Source organism: Streptococcus sp. SCPM-O-B-15304 (M98), assembly GCF_058200215.1.
Map to the genome: position 1 here is coordinate 39,796 of NZ_JBYQGQ010000001.1, position 26,327 is coordinate 66,122.

24 protein-coding genes, 2 tRNA genes and 1 pseudogene are annotated in these 26,327 nt (G+C 39.8%); 26 read left to right on the top strand and 1 reads right to left on the bottom strand.

The annotated features are described in order from the left end of the window. Positions 1-21: 21 nt before the first annotated feature. The 17 genes and pseudogenes from AC3E7H_RS00205 to AC3E7H_RS00285 all read left to right on the top strand — a co-directional run bounded on the left by AC3E7H_RS00205 (position 22) and on the right by AC3E7H_RS00285 (position 15,722). Positions 22-1,989 carry a peptide ABC transporter substrate-binding protein gene (locus tag AC3E7H_RS00205; RefSeq protein WP_061863378.1) on the top strand — a complete coding sequence of 656 codons (1,968 nt, stop codon included), beginning with the start codon at positions 22-24 and terminating at the stop codon, positions 1,987-1,989. Positions 1,990-2,023: 34 nt separating this feature from the next. Next, entirely contained in the window at positions 2,024-2,713 is a 690-nt protein-coding gene (locus AC3E7H_RS00210; RefSeq protein WP_061863379.1) for a DUF969 domain-containing protein, read from the top strand. Further along, entirely contained in the window at positions 2,710-3,633 is a 924-nt protein-coding gene (locus AC3E7H_RS00215) for a DUF979 domain-containing protein (RefSeq protein ID WP_061863380.1), read from the top strand. Before AC3E7H_RS00210 ends, AC3E7H_RS00215 begins: the two co-directional genes overlap by 4 nt. A gap of 13 nt (positions 3,634-3,646) precedes the next feature. Beyond that, complete coding sequence (pcp, locus tag AC3E7H_RS00220; protein ID WP_049527945.1) at positions 3,647-4,291, top strand: pyroglutamyl-peptidase I; 645 nt, start codon at positions 3,647-3,649, stop codon at positions 4,289-4,291. 134 nt (positions 4,292-4,425) lie between these two features. Further along, positions 4,426-4,656, top strand: coding sequence for a DUF2969 domain-containing protein (locus tag AC3E7H_RS00225; RefSeq protein ID WP_000037109.1), 231 nt, complete (start codon positions 4,426-4,428; stop codon positions 4,654-4,656). Between the two features lie 49 nt (positions 4,657-4,705). Beyond that, positions 4,706-4,786 (top strand) — tRNA-Tyr (locus AC3E7H_RS00230). Between the two features lie 9 nt (positions 4,787-4,795). Continuing rightward, positions 4,796-4,867: transfer RNA gene (locus AC3E7H_RS00235), tRNA-Gln, on the top strand. 161 nt (positions 4,868-5,028) lie between these two features. Next, entirely contained in the window at positions 5,029-6,231 is a 1,203-nt protein-coding gene (gene rpsA / locus AC3E7H_RS00240; RefSeq protein ID WP_001001618.1) for a 30S ribosomal protein S1, read from the top strand. An 85-nt stretch (positions 6,232-6,316) separates the two neighbouring features. Continuing rightward, entirely contained in the window at positions 6,317-6,814 is a 498-nt protein-coding gene (locus AC3E7H_RS00245; protein WP_075228679.1) for a GAF domain-containing protein, read from the top strand. Beyond that, positions 6,814-8,478: a DNA polymerase III subunit gamma/tau gene (gene dnaX / locus AC3E7H_RS00250; RefSeq protein ID WP_075228680.1), complete on the top strand. Its 1,665-nt coding sequence runs from the start codon at positions 6,814-6,816 to the stop codon at positions 8,476-8,478. The genes AC3E7H_RS00245 and dnaX overlap by 1 nt, the downstream gene beginning before the upstream one ends. 22 nt (positions 8,479-8,500) lie before the next feature. Then, a complete protein-coding gene (locus AC3E7H_RS00255) occupies positions 8,501-8,695 on the top strand; it encodes a DUF3272 family protein (protein WP_049503772.1) in 195 nt (64 codons plus the stop codon). Positions 8,696-8,847: 152 nt separating this feature from the next. Continuing rightward, positions 8,848-9,618, top strand: a complete 771-nt coding sequence (gene sufC, locus AC3E7H_RS00260; protein ID WP_075228681.1) for a Fe-S cluster assembly ATPase SufC — start codon at positions 8,848-8,850, stop codon at positions 9,616-9,618. Positions 9,619-9,645: 27 nt separating this feature from the next. Then, positions 9,646-10,908 (top strand): Fe-S cluster assembly protein SufD, encoded by a 1,263-nt coding sequence (gene sufD / locus AC3E7H_RS00265; RefSeq protein ID WP_075228682.1) that lies wholly within the window; start codon positions 9,646-9,648, stop codon positions 10,906-10,908. Between the two features lie 10 nt (positions 10,909-10,918). After that, entirely contained in the window at positions 10,919-12,145 is a 1,227-nt protein-coding gene (locus tag AC3E7H_RS00270; RefSeq protein ID WP_075228683.1) for a cysteine desulfurase, read from the top strand. After that, positions 12,132-12,572, top strand: a complete 441-nt coding sequence (gene sufU / locus AC3E7H_RS00275) for a Fe-S cluster assembly sulfur transfer protein SufU (RefSeq protein ID WP_061863206.1) — start codon at positions 12,132-12,134, stop codon at positions 12,570-12,572. Before AC3E7H_RS00270 ends, sufU begins: the two co-directional genes overlap by 14 nt. Positions 12,573-12,629: 57 nt before the next feature. Further along, on the top strand, positions 12,630-14,042 hold the full coding sequence (sufB, locus tag AC3E7H_RS00280; RefSeq protein WP_061863205.1) for a Fe-S cluster assembly protein SufB: 1,413 nt from the start codon (positions 12,630-12,632) through the stop codon (positions 14,040-14,042). 282 nt (positions 14,043-14,324) lie between these two features. Then, a pseudogene (locus tag AC3E7H_RS00285) lies at positions 14,325-15,722 on the top strand (APC family permease). A 231-nt stretch (positions 15,723-15,953) separates the two neighbouring features. Here AC3E7H_RS00285 and pbp3 read toward each other — a convergent pair. Then, positions 15,954-17,195, bottom strand: coding sequence for a D-alanyl-D-alanine carboxypeptidase PBP3 (pbp3, locus tag AC3E7H_RS00290; RefSeq protein ID WP_075228684.1), 1,242 nt, complete (start codon positions 17,193-17,195; stop codon positions 15,954-15,956). A gap of 105 nt (positions 17,196-17,300) precedes the next feature. Between pbp3 and AC3E7H_RS00295 the strand changes: the two genes are divergently transcribed. The 9 genes from AC3E7H_RS00295 (at position 17,301) to rsmI (ending at position 26,230) form a co-directional block, all read left to right on the top strand. Next, positions 17,301-18,410: an AI-2E family transporter gene (locus AC3E7H_RS00295; protein ID WP_075228685.1), complete on the top strand. Its 1,110-nt coding sequence runs from the start codon at positions 17,301-17,303 to the stop codon at positions 18,408-18,410. 413 nt (positions 18,411-18,823) lie between these two features. Beyond that, on the top strand, positions 18,824-20,020 hold the full coding sequence (gene tuf / locus AC3E7H_RS00300) for an elongation factor Tu (protein ID WP_001040718.1): 1,197 nt from the start codon (positions 18,824-18,826) through the stop codon (positions 20,018-20,020). A 156-nt stretch (positions 20,021-20,176) separates the two neighbouring features. After that, positions 20,177-21,286 (top strand): glutamate 5-kinase, encoded by a 1,110-nt coding sequence (gene proB / locus AC3E7H_RS00305; RefSeq protein ID WP_075228686.1) that lies wholly within the window; start codon positions 20,177-20,179, stop codon positions 21,284-21,286. Between the two features lie 8 nt (positions 21,287-21,294). Then, positions 21,295-22,557 carry a glutamate-5-semialdehyde dehydrogenase gene (locus AC3E7H_RS00310; protein WP_075228687.1) on the top strand — a complete coding sequence of 421 codons (1,263 nt, stop codon included), beginning with the start codon at positions 21,295-21,297 and terminating at the stop codon, positions 22,555-22,557. A 3-nt stretch (positions 22,558-22,560) separates the two neighbouring features. Continuing rightward, positions 22,561-23,358, top strand: coding sequence for a pyrroline-5-carboxylate reductase (gene proC, locus AC3E7H_RS00315; protein WP_490675908.1), 798 nt, complete (start codon positions 22,561-22,563; stop codon positions 23,356-23,358). Between the two features lie 118 nt (positions 23,359-23,476). After that, on the top strand, positions 23,477-24,115 hold the full coding sequence (gene tmk / locus AC3E7H_RS00320) for a dTMP kinase (RefSeq protein ID WP_075228689.1): 639 nt from the start codon (positions 23,477-23,479) through the stop codon (positions 24,113-24,115). After that, positions 24,112-25,002 carry a DNA polymerase III subunit delta' gene (locus AC3E7H_RS00325; protein WP_075228690.1) on the top strand — a complete coding sequence of 297 codons (891 nt, stop codon included), beginning with the start codon at positions 24,112-24,114 and terminating at the stop codon, positions 25,000-25,002. The genes tmk and AC3E7H_RS00325 overlap by 4 nt, the downstream gene beginning before the upstream one ends. Positions 25,003-25,031: 29 nt before the next feature. Then, positions 25,032-25,349, top strand: coding sequence for a DNA replication initiation control protein YabA (gene yabA, locus AC3E7H_RS00330; RefSeq protein ID WP_001034369.1), 318 nt, complete (start codon positions 25,032-25,034; stop codon positions 25,347-25,349). A gap of 2 nt (positions 25,350-25,351) precedes the next feature. Next, positions 25,352-26,230 (top strand): 16S rRNA (cytidine(1402)-2'-O)-methyltransferase, encoded by an 879-nt coding sequence (gene rsmI, locus AC3E7H_RS00335; protein WP_075228691.1) that lies wholly within the window; start codon positions 25,352-25,354, stop codon positions 26,228-26,230. Positions 26,231-26,327: the final 97 nt, after the last annotated feature.

Here is a 26,327-nt window from a genome sequence, read left to right on the forward strand (position 1 = left end):
AAATTATTAAAGGAGATCTTTATGAAAACGAAAAAGTGGATGTTAACAGCAGGAGTGGTCCTGAGTACAGCAGTTCTTCTTGTAGCTTGTGGGAAAGCCGACAAGGAAGCAGATGCGCCTACAACTTTCTCTTATGTCTATGGAGTAGACCCATCATCTTTGGACTACAGTATCGCAACTCGTACTTCAACAACGGATATCATCGGTAACGTCGTTGATGGTTTGTTGGAAAACGATGAGTATGGGAATTTGATTCCTTCCCTCGCTGAGGATTGGAGTGTCTCACAAGACGGTTTGACTTATACTTATAAACTTCGTAAAGGGGTTAAATGGTATACGTCAGAAGGTGAAGAATACGCTGAAGTAACTGCGCATGACTTTGTTACTGGGTTGAAACACGTAGCTGATGGCAAATCAGACGGTGTCACTCTTATTCAAAACTCAATCAAGGGCTTGAATGAGTATATGACTGGTGAGACTAACGACTTCTCAACAGTTGGAGTTAAGGCAGTGGATGATTATACTGTTGAGTACACTCTAAACGCACCTGAAACTTTCTGGAATTCCAAAGTAACTTCAGCAACTATGTTGCCAGTAAATGAAGAATTCCTCAAAGCTTCTGGTAAAAATTATGGAACGGTCAGTCCAGCTGGTATTCTTTATAACGGTCCGTATATTTTGAAGACCTTGACTTCAAAATCTTTAATCGAATATGAAAAGAACCCAAATTATTGGGATAAAGAGAAGGTTAAAATCGAGAAAGTTAAATTAACTTACTATGATGGATCAGACCAAGAATCCTTGATCCGTAGCTTCTCTTCAGGTGTCTACACAACAGCTCGCCTCTTCCCAAGTAGCTCAAACTTTGCTTCTACTTTGGAACAATACGGGGATAAAATTACATATAGTCCACAGGATTCAACTAGTTACTACTTTACCTTTAACGTAAACCGTCAATCTTTCAATAAGACAGCGAAAACAAGTGAAGAACAGAAAACTTCTACAAAAGAAGCAATGTTGAACAAGGACTTCCGTCAAGCAATCAACTTTGCCTTCAACCGTCATTCTTATGCTGCCCAGCTCAATGGTGAAGATGGTGCGGACAAGATTATTCGTAATAGCTTAGTACCAGACAATTTCGTTCAATCTGGTGGTAAAAACTTTGGTGATATCGCTCAAAAAGAATTGGTCAACTATGGAGACCAATGGAAAGGTGTTGAGCTCGTTGACGGAAAAGATACCATCTACAATCCTGACAAAGCCAAAGCTTCATTTGAAAAAGCTAAGAAAGAATTGGAAACAAAAGGTGTAACCTTCCCAATTCACTTGGATGTTCCAGTTGAACAGACAGATACCATTGCCGTTCAACAAAGCAATTCCTTTAAACAATCAATCGAGTCAACTCTTGGTTCTGAAAATGTCGTGATCGATGTCCTTCAGATGACTGATAACGAGAAGGAAAGCATTACATCTCAAGCGCGTGTTCCTGCTCAAAAAGACTATGACTTGAACAGTACTGGATGGGCTCCAAGCTACCAAGATCCAGCAAGTTATCTCAATATCATGGATCCTAAGACTGGTTCCGCTATGAAACACCTTGGTATTACTAAAGGAAAAGACAAAGAAGTAGTAGCTCAACTAGGTTTGGACGAATATAAGAAACTCTTGGATGATGCAGTTTCTGAGAAAAATGACTTGGATAAGAGATATGAAAAATATGCTAAAGCTCAAGCTTGGCTTACTGATAGTTCTCTCTTGATGCCAACAGCTTCATCAGGTGGTTCACCAGTTGTCAGCAATGTCGTTCCATTCTCTAAACCATACTCACAAGTAGGTATTAAGGGTGATCCATACATCTTCAAAGGAATGAAATTGCAAAAAGAGATTGTAACTGCTAAAGAATATCAAGCAGCTCTTGAAAAATGGCAAAAAGAAAAATTGGAATCAAACAATAAATACCAAAAAGAATTAGAAAGTCATGTCAAATAAAACAGACTAGTACTTTTGGAATGAAGGGGCCTATATGGAATGGATTAAACTAATAGGGATACTTATCATTGTGGTTGGTTTTATCTATAAGTTAGATACAATCGCAACGGTAGTCTTAGCTAGTTTAGTTACAGCTCTAGTTTCTGGAGTTTCTCTTGTTGAATTCTTGGAAATTTTGGGAAAAGAATTTAGTAATCAACGAGTTCTTACGATTTTTATGGTAACCTTGCCACTGGTAGGTTTATCTGAAACTTTTGGCCTCAAGCAACGTTCGATTGACTTGATTCAAAAGATTAAAGGTCTGACCGTAGGAAGTTTTTATACAGTGTATTTCTTTTTTCGGGAACTCGATAGCTTCTTTGCCATCCGTCTAGGAGGACATCCGCAGTTTGTAAGGCCTTTGGTTCAACCCATGGGACAAGCAGCAGCAGAGTCTCAATTAGGTAGACAATTAACGGAGCAGGAGAGCGAAGCGCTAAAAGCGCGTGCAGCAGCAAATGATAATTTTGCAAATTTCTTTGCTCAGAACACTTTCGTTGGTGCAGGTGGTGTCCTCTTGGTGGGGGGCACTCTGGACCAATTAGGTTACGAAAGTAATTATGCAGGCATCGCTTCGGCTTCGCTTATTGTTGCAGGAGTGGCCCTACTTGTGGTAGGAATTTACAATTACCTGTTTGATAGAAAACTGCTAGTGAAAAAGCTTAGTAAAGGAAAAGAAGAATGAGCAATCTAGCAAGTCAGTTATTAGAGTTGACCTATATTGTGATTGGTTGTCAATTCCTTCATACGGCTTATTGTAGCTATAAAGATAAAACAAACCCAGTTCGCTTTGGAACAGCTGGGTTTTGGGCTTTATTGGGCATCAGTTTTATCGGTGGCTCTTATCTACCTTCTATCTGTATTGGAGTTATCGTAGTGCTATTAGCACTACTAACTCTCTTTAAACAGGTTCGTATCGGAACCTTACCGTTTCTGGATGAAGTCAAGGCAAACATTGAAGCTAAACGACTAAAGAATAAAATTTTTATTCCGGTCATGTTAATGGCTTTGATTGCTTTGGTATTAGCAAAAATGATTCCTGACTTTAGTAAGATTGCTATCAGCCTTGCAGCATTTTTTGCAACCATCTCTCTTTTATTGATTACTAAGAGTTCTCCTAAAAGCTTGTTAGCAGAAAATAATCGCATGGTTCAGCAAGTGTCAACTAGTGGGATTGTGCCTCAACTTTTAGGGGCTTTGGGAGCAATTTTTACCGTTGCAGGCGTTGGAGACTTGATTTCGCATTTAATCAGCGGTCTAGTTCCTTCGGGGAGTCGGTTGATGGGTGTAGTGGCTTATGTCCTTGGGATGGTTCTATTCTCTATGATAATGGGGAATGCATTTGCTGCCTTCACGGTTATTACTGCTGGAATTGGTGTTCCCTTTGTATTTACCTTGGGAGCTGATCCAATCGTTGCTGCAGCTCTAGCAATGACGGCAGGTTGCTGTGGAACCTTATTGACTCCAATGGCGGCTAACTTTAATGCTTTACCGGCAGCTCTCCTGGATATGAAAGATCCAAATGGGGTTATTAAAGCGCAGGTAGGAGTAGCTATTGTCATGATTATCATCCATGTATTTTTGATGTATTTTTTGGCATTTTAGCAAAGGAAATAAAATGAAAATATTAGTAACAGGTTTTGATCCTTTCGGTGGTGAAACGGTCAATCCAGCCTTGGAAGCTGTTAAATCATTACCGTCAGAGATTCATGGCGCAGAGGTTCATTGGGTAGCAATCCCAACGGTATTTTATAAAGCAGCAGAGGTATTAGAAACAGCAATCGTCCGCTATCAGCCAGATGCGGTGCTTTGCATCGGCCAAGCAGGAGGAAGAGCTAGTCTAACTCCTGAGCGAGTTGCCATCAACCAAGATGATGCTAGAATTCCTGATAACCAAGGGAATCAGCCGATTGACACTCCTATACGCCAGGATGGTCAAGCAGCCTATTTTAGCACACTACCGATCAAAGCAATGGTACAAGCCATAAAAGAGGAAGGGCTACCAGCTACAGTTTCCAATACAGCAGGAACCTTTGTTTGCAATCATTTGATGTATCAGGCTCTCTATTTAGCGGATAAAAAATTTCCACATATGAAATCAGGCTTTATGCATATTCCTTATATGACAGAACAAGTGGTAAATAAGCCTAATACAGCATCTATGAATTTAACTGATATCGTCAGAGGTATCGAAGCTGCGATTGGTGCTATCGTAGATTATAAAGATAAGGACATAAAATTAGTGGGTGGGACAACCCACTAACAATGAGTCTTCCCTAGATTAAAAAATTAGATTCTCTCACAAAAACTCTTTATCAAGGCTGCCCTTATAAAGAGTTTTTTCTTGCCAGTTTTTTAAATTTCTTGTACAATAGGAAGAGTGAAAAGAGGTATGATATGAGTAAAAAAGATAAAAAAATTGAAATTCAATTAACAGACGCAACTGTTTTAGTTGGTCAGGAAAAATTTGAAGGCTACACATTAACCATTGGGAAAAAGATTATCGGTGAAATTGCTGAACTAGATAATCAATTCGCAATCATAAAGAATGGAAATGTCGATAGTTTTTATAAAAAACTTGAAAAAGCTGTGGAAATTTTGATTGAAAACTATAATTTAGCAAAATAAAGCTTGTTTTTTGTAAATTTTCATGATATAATAGTTTTTGTTGAACATTGGAGAGATAGCGAAGAGGCTAAACGCGGCGGACTGTAAATCCGCTCCTTCGGGTTCGGGGGTTCGAATCCCTCTCTCTCCATTTCACTTTTGGGGTATAGCCAAGCGGTAAGGCAAGGGACTTTGACTCCCTCATGCGTTGGTTCGAATCCAGCTACCCCAGTTCTTAGGTAATAAATTCAAGATAAAAAGAAAAATATCTTAGGGTATTTTATTTTTATAATTGAAGGACGTGAACGATATAACATGTCTTTGCGGGTGCTTAGGAAAAAATTATAAGTATGTCAAGTTTAAGAAAAACTTGATTGTTGGAGGATTTTTTAGATGAACGAATTTGAAGATTTGCTAAATAGCGTTAGCCAAGTTGAGCCAGGTGATGTTGTTAGTGCTGAAGTATTGACAGTTGATGCTACTCAAGCTAATGTTGCAATCTCTGGAACTGGTGTTGAAGGTGTCTTGACTCTTCGCGAATTGACAAACGATCGCGATGCAGATATCAATGACTTTGTAAAAGTAGGTGAAGTATTGGATGTTCTTGTACTTCGTCAAGTAGTTGGTAAAGATACTGATACAGTAACATACCTTGTATCTAAAAAACGCCTTGAAGCTCGCAAAGCATGGGACAAACTTGTAGGACGTGAAGAAGAAGTTGTTACAGTTAAAGGAACTCGCGCTGTTAAGGGTGGACTTTCAGTAGAATTTGAAGGTGTACGTGGATTTATCCCAGCTTCAATGTTGGATACTCGTTTTGTACGTAACACTGAGCGTTTTGTAGGTCAAGAGTTTGATGCTAAAATCAAAGAAGTTGATCCTAAAGAAAACCGCTTCATCCTTTCACGTCGTGAAGTTGTAGAAGCAGCTACTGCAGCAGCTCGTGCTGAAGTATTCGGTAAATTGGCTGTTGGTGATGTTGTAACTGGTAAAGTTGCACGTATCACAAGCTTCGGTGCTTTCATCGACCTTGGTGGTGTTGATGGATTGGTTCACTTGACTGAATTGTCACACGAACGTAACGTTTCACCAAAATCAGTTGTAACTGTTGGTGAAGAAGTTGAAGTGAAAATCCTTGATCTTAACGAAGAAGAAGGACGTGTATCACTTTCACTTAAAGCTACAACACCTGGACCATGGGATGGCGTTGAGCAAAAATTGGCTAAAGGTGATGTTGTAGAAGGTACAGTTAAACGTTTGACTGACTTCGGTGCATTTGTTGAAGTATTGCCAGGTATCGATGGACTTGTTCACGTATCACAAATTTCACACAAACGTATTGAAAATCCAAAAGAAGCTCTTAAAGTTGGTCAAGAAGTTACTGTTAAAGTTCTTGAAGTTAACGCTGATGCAGAACGTGTATCTCTTTCTATCAAAGCTCTTGAAGAACGTCCAGCTCAAGAAGAAGGACAAAAAGAAGAAAAACGCGCTCCACGTCCACGTCGTCCAAAACGTCAAGAAAAACGTGATTTTGAACTTCCTGAAACTCAAACAGGATTCTCAATGGCTGACTTGTTCGGAGACATCGAACTTTAATCCATTCGAATTTGTATAAAATCCTTTGTTTTTAAAACAAGGGATTTTTCTTTTTTCTACTAGCATTTTTTGATATAATGGTCTTATGTTATATTCAGAAAAAGAATCACTTTATCAAACAACAATTGAACAGCTCTCTTATCTTTTAGAAGGAGAGCCCAATGTGTTGGCTAATCTATCAAATGCCAGTGCTCTGCTAAAAACAAGTTTTCCCAATACTGTTTTTGCAGGTTTCTATCTATTTGATGGGAATGAACTGATCTTGGGACCCTTTCAAGGTGGAGTTTCATGTGTACGAATCGCTCTTGGAAAAGGTGTTTGTGGAGAGTCTGCAGCTAGTCGTCAAACAGTGATTGTTGGTGATGTTAAAACCTACCCAAACTATATTTCTTGTGATAGTAGTGCTCGTAGTGAAATTGTTGTGCCGATGGTTAAAGAGGGACGTCTTCTGGGCGTTCTAGATTTAGATTCATCTCTTGTTGATGATTATGATGACTTGGATCTGAAATATCTAGAAGAGTTTGTTGCTATTTTGTTAGAGAAAACCGAATGGAATTTTTCAATGTTTGAGGAGAAAGCGTAATGTATCAGGCCCTTTATCGAAAATATAGAAGTCAAACATTTTCACAGTTAGTAGGCCAGGAAATTGTTGCAAAAACTCTGAAACAAGCCGTAGAGCAGGAAAAGATTAGCCATGCCTATCTATTTTCAGGGCCTCGTGGAACTGGAAAAACCAGTGTAGCCAAAATTTTTGCCAAGGCTATGAACTGCCCTAATCAAGAGGGAGGAGAACCTTGCAATAACTGTTATATCTGTCAAGCTGTAACAGATGGTAGCTTGGAAGACGTTATCGAAATGGACGCGGCATCTAACAATGGGGTGGATGAAATTCGTGATATCCGTGACAAATCAACCTATGCTCCAAGTATAGCTCAGTATAAGGTCTATATCATTGATGAGGTTCATATGCTTTCAACAGGAGCCTTCAATGCCCTTTTGAAAACTCTTGAAGAACCAACTCCTAATGTTGTTTTTATCCTAGCAACAACAGAGCTTCATAAGATTCCTGCAACCATTTTGTCTCGTGTTCAACGCTTCGAGTTCAAATCTATTAGAACTCAGGATATTCGAGATCATATTTTCCATATTTTAGAGAAGGAAGGGATTGCTTATGAGTCTGAAGCTGTCGAGATTATTGCTCGTCGAGCCGAAGGTGGTATGCGGGATGCTTTGTCCATTTTAGACCAAGCATTGAGTTTGACTCAAGATGCTAGATTAACAACAGCAGTTTCTGAGGAAATTACTGGGACTATTAGTTTAAGTGCTTTGGATAATTATGTGGCTGCCTTGGCACAAAAAGATGTGACTCGTGCTTTGGAAAATCTTAATTTGATTTTTGATAACGGAAAGAGCATGACACGATTTGTAACGGATTTGTTGCAATACTTGCGAGATATTTTGATCGTCCAAACTGGTGGGGAGAATACTCACTATAGTGATCTCTTTAAGGATAACTTAGGTCTTTCACAGGCTGTTTTGTTCGAGATGATTGGAATTGCAACAAGTAGTTTAGCTGATATTAAGGCTAGCTTACAGCCTAAGATTTATGCGGAAATGATGACCATTCGTTTGACAGAACTTGATTCCCAACCAGGACTTTCAGGTGATGTGGCTGAGGAATTATCTTCTCTTAGAGAAGAAGTTACTCGATTGAAACAGGCTCTGGCAAATGTTAACACAAGTCCCAAACAGACTACACCAACACCGAGTCGTCCAGTTAACAGCAAGTCAATTTATCGCGTAGATCGCAATAAGGTTCAGTCTATTCTTCAAGAAGCTGTTGAAAATCCTGATTTAGCCCGTCAAAATCTAATCCGTCTCCAAAATGCTTGGGGAGAAGTTATTGAAAGCTTATCAGGTCCAGATAAGGCGCTTTTAGTAGGTTCTCAACCTGTTGCGGCTAATGAGCATCACGCGATTCTTGCTTTTGAATCTAACTTCAATGCTGGCCAAACCATGAAACGTGATAATCTGAACACCATGTTTGGCAATATACTCAGTCAAGCAGCGGGATTTTCACCAGAGATTCTTGCTATTTCCATGGAAGAATGGAAAGAAGTCAGGGCTGATTTCTCAGCTAAGGCTAAATCGTCACAAGGTCAACCAGTTAAGGAAGAAGTGGAAGAATCTGTCCTTCCTCAAGGATTTGAATTTCTAGCGGATAAAGTGACCATAGAAGAAGATTAAAAGGATATTGTGACATAATACGATGAACAGACAACAATTTATAATCATGGCCTTATTTACTGCTGCTGAGACCTATTTCCTTAATGAATCCATCATGGAGCAACGGTATATTATGGCCTTGCTTTGGGCTATTTTAATCCTAAGAAATTTTAGAGTCAGCTATATTATGGGTAAAATTGTCAACGCTATTGATGACCATTTTCGAGGAAAGAAGTAACCCTCAGCTTCTAGACAAAATTAAAGCCTTTTAGGCTTTTTTTTGTTATACTATTAAAGTATATTTATTGACATTTTATCGTTTTTTACTAGAAAAATAAGGACAATTTTCTAGCGAAAATGGTAAAACGGATTGAAAAGAAAGGAATTATCATGTCAGTATTAGAGATCAAAGATCTTCACGTTGAAATTGAAGGAAAAGAAATTTTAAAAGGGGTTAACCTGACCCTGAAAACAGGCGAAATCGCCGCTATCATGGGGCCAAATGGAACTGGGAAATCAACTCTTTCTGCCGCTATCATGGGAAATCCTAACTATGAAGTAACCAAGGGTGAGGTTCTACTTGACGGCGTAAACATCCTTGAATTGGAAGTGGATGAGCGTGCGCGTATGGGGCTTTTCCTGGCTATGCAATACCCATCAGAAATTCCAGGAATTACCAATGCAGAATTCCTTCGTGCAGCTATAAATGCTGGTAAAGAAGATGATGAGAAGATTTCAGTGCGTGAGTTTATCACTAAGCTAGACGAAAAAATGGAATTGCTCAACATGAAAGAAGAAATGGCAGAGCGTTACCTCAACGAAGGTTTCTCAGGTGGTGAGAAAAAACGTAACGAAATTCTTCAACTCTTGATGTTGGAACCAACTTTCGCTCTTCTTGATGAGATTGACTCAGGTCTTGATATTGACGCTCTTAAAGTTGTTTCTAAAGGTGTTAATGCTATGCGTGGTGAAGGCTTTGGTGCTATGATTATTACTCACTACCAACGTCTTTTGAACTATATCACGCCAGACGTGGTACACGTTATGATGGAAGGTCGTGTTGTTCTTTCTGGTGGTCCAGAATTGGCGGCACGTTTGGAACGTGAAGGATACGCAAAATTAGCTGAAGAACTTGGCTATGACTACAAGGAAGAATTGTAATTCCCTCGTATCTTTTAGGAGAAGTAAATGACTAAAGAAACTATTAAACTTTTTTCAGAAATGCACGCTGAACCAAGCTGGTTGTCTGAACTCCGTCAAAAAGCTTTTGACAAAATTGAAAGCCTAGAATTACCAGTCATTGAGCGTGTTAAATTTCACCGTTGGAATCTTGGTGACGGAACTATCACAGAAAGCGAACCCTCAGCAAATGTTCCTGACTTCACAGCTTTAGATAATCATTTAAAGTTGGTGCAAGTTGGAACCCAAACTGTTTTTGAGCAAATTCCAGTTGAGTTGGCTGAACAGGGTGTTGTCTTCACAGACTTTCATTCAGCTTTAGAAGAAATTCCAGAGCTGATCGAAGAATTCTTCATGTCATCTGTTAAGTATGACGATGATAAATTAGCAGCCTACCACACAGCTTATTTCAATAGTGGTGCTGTTCTCTACATTCCTGATAATGTTGAGATTGCAGAACCAATCGAAGGAATTTTCTACCAAGATAGTGATAGCGATGTGCCGTTTAACAAGCATATTATGATTATCGCTGGTAAAAATTCTAAGATTAGTTATCTGGAACGTTTAGAGTCACGCGGTGAAGGAAGTGCCAGAGCAACTGCTAATATCACAGTAGAAGTAATTGCACGTTCTGGTGCTCAAGTAAAGTTTGCTGCGATTGACCGTCTAGGTGAAAACGTCACTGCTTACATTAGCCGTCGTGGTAAATTAGGCAACGATGCAAGTATTGACTGGGCTATCGGTGTCATGAACGAAGGAAATGTTGTTGCTGACTTTGATAGTGACCTATTTGGAAATGGTAGCCATGCAGACCTCAAGGTCGTAGCTCTTTCAAGCGGTCGTCAGGTGCAAGGGATTGATACTCGAGTAACTAACTATGGTTGCAACTCTATCGGTAATATCCTTCAACATGGAGTAATTCTTGAAAAAGCAACTTTGACCTTCAATGGTATTGGTCACATCATCAAGGGTGCTAAGGGAGCAGATGCCCAACAAGAAAGTCGTGTTCTCATGCTTTCAGATCAGGCTCGTTCAGACGCCAACCCAATTCTTTTGATTGATGAAAATGATGTCACTGCAGGACACGCAGCGTCTATCGGACAAGTTGATCCAGAAGACATGTATTACCTCATGAGTCGTGGATTGGATAAGGCAACTGCAGAACGTTTGGTTGTTCGTGGTTTCCTTGGATCAGTAATCGTTGAGATCCCAGTCAAGGAAGTTCGTGATGAAATGATTGCGACAATTGAAGAAAAATTGTCAAAACGCTAAGGGGAAGCCTATGTTAGATGTAGAAGCGATTCGCAAGGATTTTCCGATTTTAGATCAGATTGTCAATGACGAACCTCTGGTTTATTTGGATAATGCTGCGACGACACAAAAACCACTAGCTGTTCTTGAAGCGATTAATCACTACTATGAGCAGGACAATGCCAATGTTCACCGTGGGGTTCATACCTTGGCTGAAAGGGCGACAGCATCTTATGAAGCCGCTCGTGAAACCATTCGGAAGTTTATCAATGCAGACTCCACAAAGGAAGTTCTCTTTACCAGAGGTACGACAACTAGTCTTAATTGGGTAGCACGTTATGCTGAAGAAATCTTGACTGAGGGAGATCAGGTCTTGATTTCTGTCATGGAACATCACTCCAATATTATCCCATGGCAGGAAGCTTGCCGAAAGACTGGGGCAGAGCTTGTCTATGTCTATCTCAAGGATGGAGCTCTGGATATGGATGATTTGCGAGTTAAATTGACTGATAGAGTCAAGTTTTTCTCCCTAGCTCACGCCTCAAACGTTCTTGGAGTGGTTAATCCTATCAAAGAAATCACACAAATGGCTCACGAAGTTGGAGCCATCATGGTGGTAGATGGTGCTCAATCTACGCCTCATATGAAGATTGATGTCCAGGATTTGGATGTGGACTTCTTTGCCTTTTCAGGTCACAAGATGGCTGGTCCGACAGGCATCGGTGTTCTTTATGGCAAAGAAAAGTATTTGGAACAAATGTCACCAGTTGAATTTGGTGGCGAGATGATTGATTTTGTTTATGAACAATCTGCAAGCTGGAAGGAATTGCCTTGGAAATTTGAGGCTGGAACTCCCAATATGGCAGGTGCGATTGGCCTTGCGGCTGCAGTCGATTACCTAGAAAACATTGGTATGGATGCCATTGAAGCTCATGAACAAGAATTGATTGCATATGTCTTTCCAAAATTGCAGGCAATTGAGGGATTGACCATTTATGGTTCGCAAGATTTGGCTCAGCGTTCAGGAGTCATTGCCTTTAATCTAGGTGATCTTCATCCTCACGACCTTGCGACAGCTCTGGATTATGAAGGAGTAGCGGTTCGTGCCGGTCACCATTGCGCTCAACCTTTGCTCCAGTATTTAGAAGTTCCAGCAACAGCTCGTGCAAGTTTTTATATTTACAATACCAAGGCAGATTGCGACAAGTTAGTCGATGCTTTACAAAAGACAAAGGAGTTTTTCAATGGCACTTTCTAAACTAGATAGCCTCTATATGGCAGTGGTAGCAGACCATTCGAAAAATCCTCATCACCAAGGAAAGTTGGAAGACGCTGAGCAAATCAGTCTCAACAATCCAACCTGTGGAGATGTCATCAATCTCTCTGTCAAGTTTGATGCAGAGGATCGTTTAGAAAATATCGCTTTTCTAAATTCAGGCTGTACCATCTCAACTGCCTCTGCAAGTATGATGACAGATGCCGTTTTAGGAAAAACCAAACAAGAAATCTTAGAACTTGCGACTATCTTTTCTGAAATGGTCCAAGGACAAAAAGATGAGCGTCAAGACGAGCTTGGAGACGCAGCTTTCTTATCAGGTGTTGCTAAGTTCCCTCAACGGATCAAGTGCGCAACCCTCGCTTGGAACGCCCTTAAGAAAACAATAGAAAATCAAGAAAATAAATAAGACAAGTTTCTTTTGTCTTATGAATCGTTAGAATTAAAGAATGAAAGAAAGGATATTATGGCTGAAGAAAGAGTAGAACCAAAACCAATTGACCTTGGTGAATATAAATTTGGTTTCCATGACGATGTAGAGCCTGTCCTATCGACAGGAAAAGGATTGAATGAAGATGTCATTCGTGAACTATCAGCTGCCAAGGGAGAACCTGAGTGGATGTTAGAATTCCGTTTGAAGTCTTATGAAACCTTCAAAAAAATGCCCATGCAAACTTGGGGAGCAGACTTGTCAGAGATTGACTTTGATGACTTGATCTATTACCAAAAACCATCTGATAAACCAGCCCGTTCTTGGGATGAAGTTCCTGAAAAGATTAAAGAAACCTTTGAACGTATCGGGATTCCGGAAGCTGAGCGTGCTTATCTAGCAGGTGCCTCTGCCCAGTATGAGTCAGAAGTAGTTTACCATAACATGAAGGAAGAATTTGAGAAGTTAGGAATTATCTTTACAGATACAGATTCTGCCCTCAAAGAATACCCAGACTTGTTTAAACAATACTTTGCGAAGTTGGTTCCGCCGACAGATAACAAGTTGGCAGCCCTCAACTCAGCAGTGTGGTCAGGTGGAACCTTTATCTACGTACCAAAAGGTATCAAGGTTGATATTCCACTTCAAACTTACTTCCGTATCAACAACGAAAATACTGGTCAGTTTGAACGTACCTTAATTATCGTTGATGAGGGAGCAAGTGTCCACTACGTTGAAGGATGTACAGCACCAACTTATTCAAGCAACAGCCTGCATGCTGCTATTGTCGAAATCTTTGCTTTGGATGGAGCTTACATGCGTTATACAACCATCCAAAACTGGTCTGATAACGTCTATAACTTGGTAACAAAACGTGCTAAAGCTTTGAAAGATGCGACAGTTGAGTGGATTGATGGGAACTTGGGTGCCAAAACAACTATGAAATATCCATCTGTTTACCTTGATGGAGAAGGGGCGCGTGGAACCATGCTTTCTATTGCCTTTGCTAATGCAGGGCAACATCAGGATACTGGTGCCAAGATGATCCACAACGCTCCACATACCAGTTCGTCTATCGTGTCTAAGTCTATTGCAAAAGGTGGAGGTAAGGTAGACTACCGTGGACAAGTAACCTTTAATAAAAACTCTAAGAAATCTGTTTCTCACATCGAGTGTGACACCATTATCATGGATGACTTGTCAGCATCAGATACTATTCCGTTTAATGAAATCCACAACTCGCAAGTAGCTTTGGAACACGAAGCTAAGGTTTCTAAGATTTCAGAAGAACAATTGTATTACCTCATGAGTCGTGGATTGTCAGAATCCGAGGCAACAGAGATGATTGTCATGGGATTTGTGGAGCCCTTCACCAAAGAACTTCCAATGGAATATGCAGTTGAGCTGAACCGCTTGATTAGCTACGAAATGGAAGGATCAGTTGGATAATTTTTATAAAGAAAAACTGAGGCTGGGACAAAAGTCCTAGCCTCTTAATTGGCTTTGGATTGTCGAGCAAGACGCAGTGGTTGAGTGGGCTCTACTACGCTTATTTCATCAGCTTTTACATCCTTACTCAACTGTGCGGAGGTGGGACGACGAAATCGTATTCTAACGAATTACCGATTTCTGTCCCACTCTCAGTTTTTTTGGTTTATGAGGCTAATAAATATTCACAAAAATCCTTATATATGATAAAATAATACAATCTTATAAATTTGGAGATGAATTATGAATATTTTTAGAACCAAGGACGTTAGTCTAGGTAAAACAGAAATGCATCGTCATTTAAAACTATGGGATTTAATTCTTTTGGGAATTGGTGCTATGGTGGGAACTGGTATTTTCACCATTACAGGAACAGCTGCAGCAACACTAGCAGGGCCTGCTCTTGTTGTATCTATCGTGATTTCTGCGATTTGTGTGTCCTTATCCGCCCTCTTTTTCGCAGAATTTGCCTCTCGTGTTCCTGCAACGGGTGGAGCATATAGTTATTTATATGCAATTTTGGGTGAATTTCCAGCTTGGATAGCTGGTTGGTTAACCATTATGGAATTTATGACAGCAGTTTCAGGTGTTGCCTCTGGTTGGGCAGCCTATTTTAAAGGTTTGCTAAGTCATTATGGAATTTCCTTGCCACAAGTCTTGAATGGAACTTTTAATCCTGAACATGGTACTTATATTGATTTTTTACCAATTTTAGTAATTCTACTTGTTACAGGTGTTGTACTTTTAAATTCGAAAGCAGCTCTTCGTTTTAATTCTATTCTTGTTGTTTTAAAATTTTCTGCTCTTGCCTTATTTATCCTGGTTGGTATTTGGTACATTAAACCTGAAAATTGGTCAGATTTTGCACCATTTGGTTTTGGTCAGATTTATGGAGGAAGCACTGGAATTATGGCAGGTGCTTCACTCATGTTCTTTGGATTCTTAGGTTTTGAGTCCATTTCTATGGCAGTTGATGAAATTTAAAGCCCACAAAAGAATATTCCACGTGGGATTGTTTTATCCTTAACCATTGTAACCATTCTGTATGCCTTGGTTACCTTGATATTGACAGGTATCGTTCACTATAGCAAGCTCAATGTTGATGATGCAGTGGCTTTTGCTCTTAGAAGTATTGGTATTGGTTGGGCAGCTAATTATGTTTCACTTGTTGCAATTTTTACCTTGATTACGGTATGTATTTCCATGACCTATGCCTTGTCACGAATGATTTATAGCTTGGCCCGAGATGGACTATTACCTCAAAGCTTCAAACAAGTAACCAAGACTAGTCGCGTTCCAAAGAATGCAACCATTTTGACAGGTGGAGTTTCAGCGATAGCAGCTGGGATCTTCCCTCTGGCAAGTATCGCAGCCTTTCTCAATATCTGTACTTTAGCCTATCTTATTCTCTTAGCCTATGGAATTATCAAATTGAGAAAAGATAAGGGTATGCCCAAAGAGGGAGAATTTAAAACTCCCCTGGTTCCTTTTTTACCAATCTTGTCTATTCTGATTTGCCTCTCATTCATGCTTCAGTATACCCTTGAAACATGGATGGCATTTGGCCTTGCTTTATTAATAGGAATTGTAATTTACTTTGTTTATGGATATAACCATTCGACTGTAGCTGAAAATGAATAAAGAAAAAATCTTGAATTGCCATGATTTAGAACGTAGATAACAGCCTATCTGTAATTGAAAAATTGTCCTTATAGGCTTATAGGATGGTTGGCTACCATATAGTGAAAACTCTTAGAAATGCTGAGAAAATGCTATTTTTAAGAGTTTTTTATTTTCCCTAATAAAAAAGATTGAAGAAAATTATCCAAAATGGACTTTTTCTTCAATCTGAACCTTGAATTCTAGTAATTTTTATAACTTTTCATTTACGAATTGAACAAATCGATTCCACCAAATCTTTAAGAAGAAAGCTTTTCCGACATTTTTTTCTGCGACCATATCAAAACTAGGTTTATCACTTGTAATGTATCCTTGACCAACTAGATCCTTGTCTTCGTAGGTCAGATGTCCAACGACAGTTCCGGCCTCAAGTGGAGCAGTGTGTTCAGTTGTGTCTGCTGTGTAAGTGATAGTTGATTGTGTACGACTACCAAGACGTTGAACGATTTTGATATCTTCTTTTGCAACAGCCGTAACAGTACCTTCCTTCCCATCTAATACAGGTGATTTACTATCTTCATAACTTTCTCCTTGCTTGACGATTGTCTGTAGAGAAAAGTTTGATGAGATGTAATCTAAAATAGAAGAAGTAGCTGTGAAGCGTGCATATGGATTAGTATCTTGGTTGTCAGCGTTTAAGACAACAGTGATAATACGCATTCCTTTTTCTACAGTCGTACCTACAAAGGATGCTCCAGCTTTATCAGTCGTACCAGTTTTAAGTCCATCAACACCACCACGATAGGCAGGCATTCCTTCCAACATATAGTTAGTAGAATGAATGGTCATCCCTGCAAAAGTAGAAGAAGGCTTCTTTGTGATTTCTAACACTTGAGGATACTTAAGGATGAGATTGCGAGCAACGACAGCAACATCATAAGCGCTCAATTTGTTTTCATCATCTTTTTTAGATCCTGGATAGATATTATTTCCAAGAGTTTCATTATTGAGTCCAGTTGTGTTGACAAGTGTAGCATCTTGAATCCTCCATTCTTGGAGTTTGGCCTTCATCATATCTACAAAGTCCTTCTCAGAACCAGCAATTTTTTCAGCTAAGGCAATAGCAGCACTGTTAGCGCTAGATACCAAAGTCACTTCTAGTAACTCTTCAACAGTGTAATTTCTAGCTTCCATGGGAACATTACTAGCTGCAGAATTAGTTGTCAACTGGTAGGGATAATCAGAAATTTCTACAGGAGTAGAAAGAGAGATTTTCCCCTGTTCCAAGGCTTCGTAAACTAGATAAACAGTTAGCAATTTGCTAATAGAAGCAATTTCAACAGGTTGAGTAGCATCCTTTTCATATAAAATCTTACCACTATTAGCTTCAACAGCAATAGCATGTTTTGCAGCTACATCAAAATCCTGGGCAGCAACAGTTGTTGCTGAAGCAAATGAAAAGAGCGTTATTAAGGTTAAAAATAATTTCTTCATAGTAACTTTATTCTATCATAAAGACAAAAGATATTCTTGTTTTTTTGATGAAAGTTATCAATCTTTTTTGAAATATGGTAAAATAGTGTAAAGAGGAGGTGGCCTATGTTTCGGAGAAACAAACTATTCTTCTGGACAACTGAAATTTTATTAATAACCTTAATTTTCTATCTATGGAAAGAAATGGGTGCTATTATTACACCCTTTGTTAGTGTTGCGAATACTATCATGATTCCTTTTTTATTGGGAGGATTTTTGTATTACCTAACCAATCCAATTGTTATTTTTTTAGAGAAGGAATGTAAAATCAATAGAATTATTGGAATTTTGTTAACCCTTTGTGCCTTAGTTTGTGCAATCGTACTTAGTTTTTTCTATTTGCTACCGATTTTGATTAATCAGTTGAGTAGCTTAATTTACTCGAGTCAAAACATTTATGGTCGTCTTCAGGATTTAGTCATTGAGTTATCAAAACATCCAGCACTTCAAAATTTAGATATCCAACAAACTATTCAGCAACTGAATCTCTCTTATGTTGATATTTTGCAAAATATCTTAAACAGTGTGACAAATAGTGTTGGGAGTGTTCTATCTGCACTCGTAAGTACTGTATTGATAATCATCATGACACCAGTTTTCTTGATTTACTTCCTACTTGATGGGCATAAATTTTTACCAATGCTAGAGAGGACTGTCCTAAAACGAGATAAACTGCATATATCTGGTTTATTAACAAATTTGAATACAACTATTTCTCGTTATATTAGCGGTGTTTCAATCGATGCAGTCATTATTGGATGTTTGGCTTTTATTGGCTATAGTGTGATTGGATTGAAGTATGCCTTGGTGTTCGCTATTTTTTCTGGTTTGGCTAATTTGATTCCATATGTTGGACCAAGTATTGGTTTGATCCCAATGATTATCTCAAATCTCTTTACAGATCCCCATAAAATGATTATTGCTGTCATTTATATGTTGATTATTCAGCAAGTTGATGGAAATATTTTATATCCACGTATCGTGGGTGGGGTTATGAAGGTTCACCCAATTACTATTTTAGTCTTACTTTTATTATCAAGTAATATTTATGGTGTGATTGGGATGATTGTTGCTGTTCCAACCTACTCAATTTTAAAAGAGATTGCTAAATTCTTAGCCAGATTGTATGAAAATCATAAGGAAGCACAAGAAGTTGAAAAGCACTTATCAGAATAAAGATGTCGGGATAAAAAATCCCGACCTTTTTTTGATCATTGTATCTTTGGCGCTGTAGTTGATCAACCTTTTTATTGGTTTTCAAACTCTCAAATCTCTTATAATGAAACTTTAATTTTTCTATACATAAATTTTTTACAAACAACTGAATGATTGAAGTCTTTCGGGGCTGGAAATAGGAGATTCAGACTTGGGTTATCAATTTATGGTCTATCGCCTTTTGCTAAAATAAGCCTATTTATAGATATTTTAAATAAATTGGTAGAGGAAGTAGAGCAAGAATAAGAATAATTCACAAAAACTTTGTAAAACACTTGCAATTTAGCTGAAATTTGATAAAATAGTAAGGAAAGTTAGACTGTATTGCCTACTGTCTATCTATAAAATATATTTTATTGGAGGCTTTTACTCAAATGGCAAAAGAAAAATACGATCGTAGTAAACCACACGTTAACATTGGTACTATCGGACACGTTGACCACGGTAAAACTACCCTAACTGCAGCTATCACAACTGTTTTGGCACGTCGCTTGCCTTCAGCAGTTAACCAACCTAAAGACTATGCGTCTATCGATGCTGCTCCAGAAGAACGCGAACGCGGTATCACAATCAACACTGCGCACGTTGAGTACGAAACTGAAAAACGTCACTACGCTCACATCGACGCTCCAGGACACGCGGACTACGTTAAAAACATGATCACTGGTGCCGCTCAAATGGACGGAGCTATCCTTGTAGTAGCTTCAACTGACGGACCAATGCCACAAACTCGTGAGCACATCCTTCTTTCACGTCAGGTTGGTGTTAAACACCTTATCGTCTTCATGAACAAGATCGACTTGGTTGACGACGAAGAATTGCTTGAATTGGTTGAAATGGAAATCCGTGACCTTCTTTCAGAATACGACTTCCCAGGTGATGATCTTCCAGTTATCCAAGGTTCAGCTCTTAAAGCTCTTGAAGGTGACTCTAAATACGAAGACATCATCATGGAATTGATGAACACTGTTGATGAGTACATTCCAGAACCAGAACGTGACACTGACAAACCATTGCTTCTTCCAGTCGAAGACGTATTCTCAATCACTGGACGTGGTACAGTTGCTTCAGGACGTATCGACCGTGGTACTGTTCGTGTCAACGACGAAATCGAAATCGTTGGTATCAAAGAAGAAACTAAAAAAGCTGTTGTTACTGGTGTTGAAATGTTCCGTAAACAACTTGACGAAGGTCTTGCAGGAGACAACGTAGGTGTCCTTCTTCGTGGTGTTCAACGTGACGAAATCGAACGTGGACAAGTTATCGCTAAACCAGGTTCAATCAACCCACACACTAAATTCAAAGGTGAAGTTTACATCCTTACTAAAGAAGAAGGTGGACGTCACACTCCATTCTTCAACAACTACCGTCCACAATTCTACTTCCGTACTACTGACGTTACAGGTTCAATCGAACTTCCAGCAGGTACTGAAATGGTAATGCCAGGTGATAACGTGACAATCGACGTTGAGTTGATCCACCCAATCGCCGTAGAACAAGGTACTACATTCTCTATCCGTGAGGGTGGACGTACTGTTGGTTCAGGTATGGTTACAGAAATCGAAGCTTAATTCGATTTAGTTCCCAGAAGAACAATTATTTAAGTCAGACACTAAAAGAATCTTGCTTTGCAAGGTTCTTTTTTTGCGGTCAGAGTGAGAGAGTTCCTTTTTTACAATTTCATAAAATCATGGTAAAATGGTTAAATATTAAATTTGGAGAAAAATATGAAGTACAAGCGTATCGTATTTAAAGTGGGGACTTCATCTTTGACTCATAAAGATGGAAGTTTATCTCGCAGTAAAGTAAAAGCAATTACACAGCAGCTTGCAATGCTACATGAAGCTGGTCATGAGCTGATTTTAGTATCTTCGGGGGCTGTTGCGGCAGGTTTTGGAGCCTTGGGATTTAAGAAACGACCGACAAAGATTGCGGATAAGCAGGCTTCAGCGGCGGTTGGTCAAGGATTGCTTCTGGAAGAATATACAACAAATTTGCTCTTAAGACAGATTGTTTCAGCGCAAATCTTGCTAACTCAGGATGATTTTGTCGATAAGCGACGTTATAAAAATGCCCATCAAGCTTTATCAGTCCTTCTTAATCGTGGTGCAATTCCTATTATCAATGAAAATGACAGTGTCGTTATTGATGAGCTCAAGGTCGGGGATAATGATACGCTCAGTGCTCAGGTAGCTGCAATGGTGCAGGCAGATCTTTTGGTTCTCTTAACAGATGTAGACGGTCTTTATACTGGTAATCCTAACTCGGATCCAAGAGCTAAACGCTTGGAGCGAATCGAGACCATCAATCGTGAAATTATCGATATGGCTGGCGGAGCAGGTTCATCTAATGGAACTGGAGGTATGCTGACTAAGATAAAGGCAGCGACCATTGCGACAGAGTCAGGAGTTCCTGTTTATATCTGCTCATCCTTGAAAGCTGATGCCATGATTGAGGCGGCTGAGGAGACCAAGGACGGTTCTTACTTTATTGCACAGGAGAAGGGGCTCCGTACCCAGAAACAATGGCTAGCCTTTTATGCCAAAAGTCAGGGAGCAATTTGGGTTGATAAAGGAGCTGCAGAAGCTCTCTCTCAACATGGTAAAAGTCTACTTTTATCAGGTGTTGTAGATGTTGAGAGCAACTTTTCTTATGGCGATATTGTTACGGTTTTTGATAAGGAGACTGGAAAATCACTCGGAAAAGGTAGAGTACAACTAGGTGCATCGGGGCTGAAAGATGTCCTTCGATCTCAAAAAGCCAAGGGGGTCTTGATCCACCGTGATGACTGGATTTCCATTACTCCTGAAATCCAACTACTCTTTACAGAATTTTGAGGTAAACTATGGTAAGTACACAAGAACAATTTGAACAGGTACAGGCTGTTAAAAAATCGATCAATACAGCTAGTGAAGAGGTGAAAAACCAAGCCTTGCTAGCCATGGCTGATCACTTATTAGCAGCTACTGAAGAGATTTTAACAGCTAATGCTAACGATATGGAAGCGGCCAAAGGTAAAATCTCAGATGTTATGCTGGATCGTCTTTATTTGGATGCAGGGCGTATAGAAGCTATGGCAACTGGGATTCGTGAAGTAGTTGCTTTACCAGATCCAATCGGTGAAGTTTTAGAAACTAGTCAGCTTGAAAACGGCCTGGCCATCACCAAGAAACGTGTAGCCATGGGGGTTATCGGTATTATCTATGAAAGCCGTCCAAATGTGACGTCTGATGCAGCTGCTTTGGCTCTTAAGAGTGGAAATGCGGTTGTTCTTCGTAGTGGTAAGGATGCCTATCAAACAGCTCATGCTATTGTCATAGCCTTGAAAAAGGGCTTGGAGACAACGACTATTCATCCAGATGTCATTCAATTAGTAGAAGATACTAGCCGTGAAAGTAGTTATGCCATGATGAAGGCCAAGGGCTATCTAGACCTCCTTATTCCTCGTGGGGGTGCTGGTTTGATCAATGCCGTGGTTGAAAATGCTATTGTACCTGTTATCGAGACAGGGACTGGGATTGTCCATGTCTATGTGGATAAGGATGCAGACGAAGACAAGGCTCTGTCTATCATCAACAATGCTAAAACTAGTCGTCCCTCTGTTTGCAATGCCATGGAGGTTCTACTTGTTCATGAAGACAAGGCAGCAAACTTCCTTCCTCGCTTGGAGCAAGTTCTGGTTGCTGATCGAAAAGAAGCTGGGTTGGAACCAATTCAATTCCGCTTGGATAGCAAAGCAAGCCAGTTTGTTTCAGGTCAAGCAGCTGAGGCCCAAGACTTTGACACGGAGTTTTTAGACTATGTCCTTGCTGTTAAGGTTGTGAGCAGTTTAGAAGAAGCGGTTGCCCATATTGAAGCCCACAGTACCCATCATTCGGATGCCGTTGTGACTGAAAATGCTGAGGCTGCAACTTACTTTACAGATCAAGTGGACTCGGCGGCGGTTTATGTCAATGCCTCAACACGTTTCACAGATGGAGGCCAATTTGGTCTTGGCTGTGAAATGGGGATTTCTACTCAGAAGTTGCATGCGCGTGGTCCAATGGGCTTGAAGGAATTGACCAGCTACAAATATGTAGTTACTGGTGATGGACAGATAAGGGAGTAAGAGATGAAGATTGGATTTATCGGCTTGGGGAATATGGGTTCCAGCTTGGCTAAAGCTGTCTTGCAAGCAAAAACTGGTCATCAGATTCTCCTTGCTAATCGTAGTCAAGCCAAGGTGGAGGCTTTTATTGCTAATTATGGTGGTCTGACTTCTAGCAATGACGAAATCTTTACAGAAGCAGATGTGATTTTTCTAGGAGTAAAGCCAGCTCAATTCTCTGAACTGCTTACTCAATATCAGACCATCCTTGAAAAAAGAGAAAGTCTTCTTTTGATTTCCATGGCCGCTGGTTTGACCTTGGAAAAACTCGCTAGTCTTCTTCCAAGTCAGCACCGGATTATTCGCATCATGCCTAATACTCCTGTTGCTATTGGGCAAGGAGTGATTAGCTATGCCTTGTCTGCAAATTGTAATCCAGAAGACAATGAACTTTTTTGTCAACTTTTATCCAAGGCTGGCCAGTTAGTTGAAATAAGTGATGGTTTAATAGATGCTGCGACAGGGCTTGCAGGTTGTGGGCCTGCCTTTGTCTATCTTTTTATCGAAGCATTGGCGGATGCAGGAGTTCAGACAGGATTGCCAAGAGAAATGGCTCTGAAAATGGCGGCTCAAACAGTAGTTGGTGCAGGTCAAATGGTACTAGAAAGTCAGCAACATCCTGGAGTCTTGAAAGATCAAGTTTGTAGCCCAGGTGGTTCGACCATTGCTGGTGTAGCAAGTCTAGAAGAACATGCTTTTAGGGGAACCGTTATGGACGCTGTCAACCAAGCCTACAAAAGAACTCAAGAATTAGGCAAATAAGAGGTGAGAGTTAAAACTCAACCTCTTTTTTATTACAAAGAGCGAAATGAAAAAAGCTTTTCACAAATCCCTATTTTTTTGATAGAATAGAAGAGAGAAAAATAGAAATGAGTCAGACATGTCAAAAGGATTTTTAGTCTCTCTTGAAGGACCAGAGGGAGCGGGGAAAACAAGCGTTCTTGAAGCCATAATCCCTATATTAGAGGATAAGGGAATAGAAGTTTTAAGCACCCGTGAACCAGGCGGGGTTTTGATTGGAGAGAAGATTCGTGAAGTGATTCTAGATCCTAGTCATACTGAAATGGATCCTAAGACGGAGCTTCTCCTCTATATTGCCAGTCGTCGACAACACTTGGTGGAAAAGGTCTTACCAGCACTTGCAGCTGGAAAACTGGTTATTATGGACCGCTTTATTGACAGTTCAGTTGCCTATCAGGGATTTGGGCGTGGTTTAGATATAGAAGCGATTGATTGGCTTAATGAGTTTGCGACAGATGGACTGAAACCTGATTTGACTCTTTATTTTGATATTGAGGTCGAAGAGGGACTGGCACGTATTGCTGCCAACAGTAATCGGGAGATCAATCGTTTGGACATGGAAGGTCTGGATCTACATCGAAAAGTTCGTCAGGGTTATCTATCTCTTTTGGAAAAGGAAGCAGACCGCATTGTAAAAATTGATGCTAGTCTACCACTTGATCAAGTGATTGCGAACACGCAGCAACTACTTTTTGATAGGATGGGATTAAGGAGATGAAACAAGATCAATTAAGAGCTTGTCAACCTTTACAATTTGAACGTTTTGTTCATATTTTGGAGCAAGGGCAACTTAATCATGCCTATCTCTTTTCAGGTAATTTTGGAAGTTTAGAGATGGCTCTTTTCTTGTCTAAAAGTCTCTTTTGTAGTGAGAAAACTGGTATTTTTCCTTGTGAAAAATGTCGGAATTGTAAATTGATTGAACAAGAAGAATTTCCTGATGTGACCATGATCAAACCTCAGAATCAAGTTATTAAGACGGAGCGTATTCGGGAATTAGTCGGTCAATTTTCACAGTCTGGTATTGAAAATCAACGTCAGGTTTTTATTATCGAACAAGCGGAAAAAATGCATGTGAATGCTGCAAATTCACTCTTGAAGGTTATTGAAGAACCACAGAGCGAAATCTACATATTCTTTTTGACTGACGATGAGGAACAGATGTTACCAACGATTCGAAGTCGGACACAGATTTTCCAATTTAAGAAGCATGTCTCTACTTTAATGTCACAGCTTGAAGAGGCTGGTTTAGTAAAAAATAAAGCTAAACTATTGGCTCAATTCAGTCAGTCTCAGACCGAGGCTGATAAGCTTGTCCATCAAGCAGGATTTTGGACACTAGTAGATGAAAGTGAACGCCTCTTTTCTTGGCTTTTAGCCTCAAAAAAGGAATCTTACTTGCAAGTTGCAAAATTAACGAGTTTGGCTGATGATAAAGAAAAGCAAGATCAAGTGCTCAGGATTTTAGAGGTATTAGCTGGCCAGGAGGTTCTCAATGTTTCTGCGCGGAACATCTTGAAAAATCTCGTTCAAACTCGAAAAATGTGGCGGGCCAATGTTAGCTTTCAAAACGCTTTGGAATACCTGGTTTTACAAAAAAATTAAAGTGAAGATAGATTATAGAAAGGGCTGTAATGAATAAAAAAGAATTATTTGATGCTTTAGATGACTTTTCACAGCAATTGTTGGTAACCTTGGCAGACGTCGAAGCTATCAAGAAAAATCTCAAGAGTTTGGTAGAGGAAAATACAGCTCTTCGTTTAGAAAATGATAAACTGAGAGAACGTTTGGGAGAGGTTGAGGAGACTGCTCCAGCCAAAACGAAACATGTAAGGGAAAATGTCCGTCGCATTTATGAGGACGGTTTTCATGTTTGCCGTGACTTTTATGGTCAACGTCGAGAGCAAGATGCAGAATGTATGTTTTGTGATGAGTTGTTATTTAGGGAGTAAGTATGCAGATTCAAAAGAGTTTTAAGGGACAATCTCCCTATGGCAAGCTTTATCTAGTAGCAACGCCAATCGGTAATCTAGATGACATGACTTTTCGCGCTATTCAGACCTTGAAGGAGGTCGACTGGATCGCGGCAGAAGATACTCGTAATACTGGACTTTTACTCAAGCATTTTGAAATCTCAACCAAGCAAATCAGTTTTCATGAGCATAATGCCAAGGAAAAAATTCCTGATTTGATTGAGTTGTTGAAGCAAGGTCAAAATCTTGCCCAAGTATCTGATGCAGGGATGCCTAGTATTTCTGACCCGGGGCATGATTTGGTCAAGGCTGCCATTGAAGAAGATATCGCAGTTGTCACGGTTCCAGGAGCTAGTGCAGGAATTTCTGCCTTGATTGCCAGCGGCTTGGCACCACAACCCCACATCTTTTATGGTTTTCTACCACGAAAATCTGGTCAGCAAAAGCAATTTTTCGAAGCGAAAAAAGCTTATCCAGAGACTCAGATTTTCTATGAGTCACCTCACCGTGTGGCAGATACGCTAGAAAATATGCTAGAAGTCTATGGTGATCGCTCGGTGGTCTTGGTTAGAGAATTGACTAAAATCTTTGAAGAATACCAACGTGGAAAAATTTCAGAATTACTGGAAAGCATCGCTGAAACACCTCTCAAAGGCGAGTGCCTTATAATCGTAGAAGGTGCTAGTCAAGATGTTGAGGATAAGGATGAAGAGGATTTATTTTCTGAAATTCAAGAGCGTATCCAGCGAGGTATTAAAAAAAATCAAGCCATTAAGGAAGTTGCGAAGATTTACCAATGGAACAAAAGCCAGCTCTATGCTGCCTACCACGAATGGGAAGAACATCAGGAAAACAACTAGACAGGGAAGTTTGCCTTCTTCCCTTTTTTTGTTATACTAGAAGAAGAAAAAAATAGAAAGATTTGTGGGAGTGAAAAAGTCCTGTGGACTTTTTCAG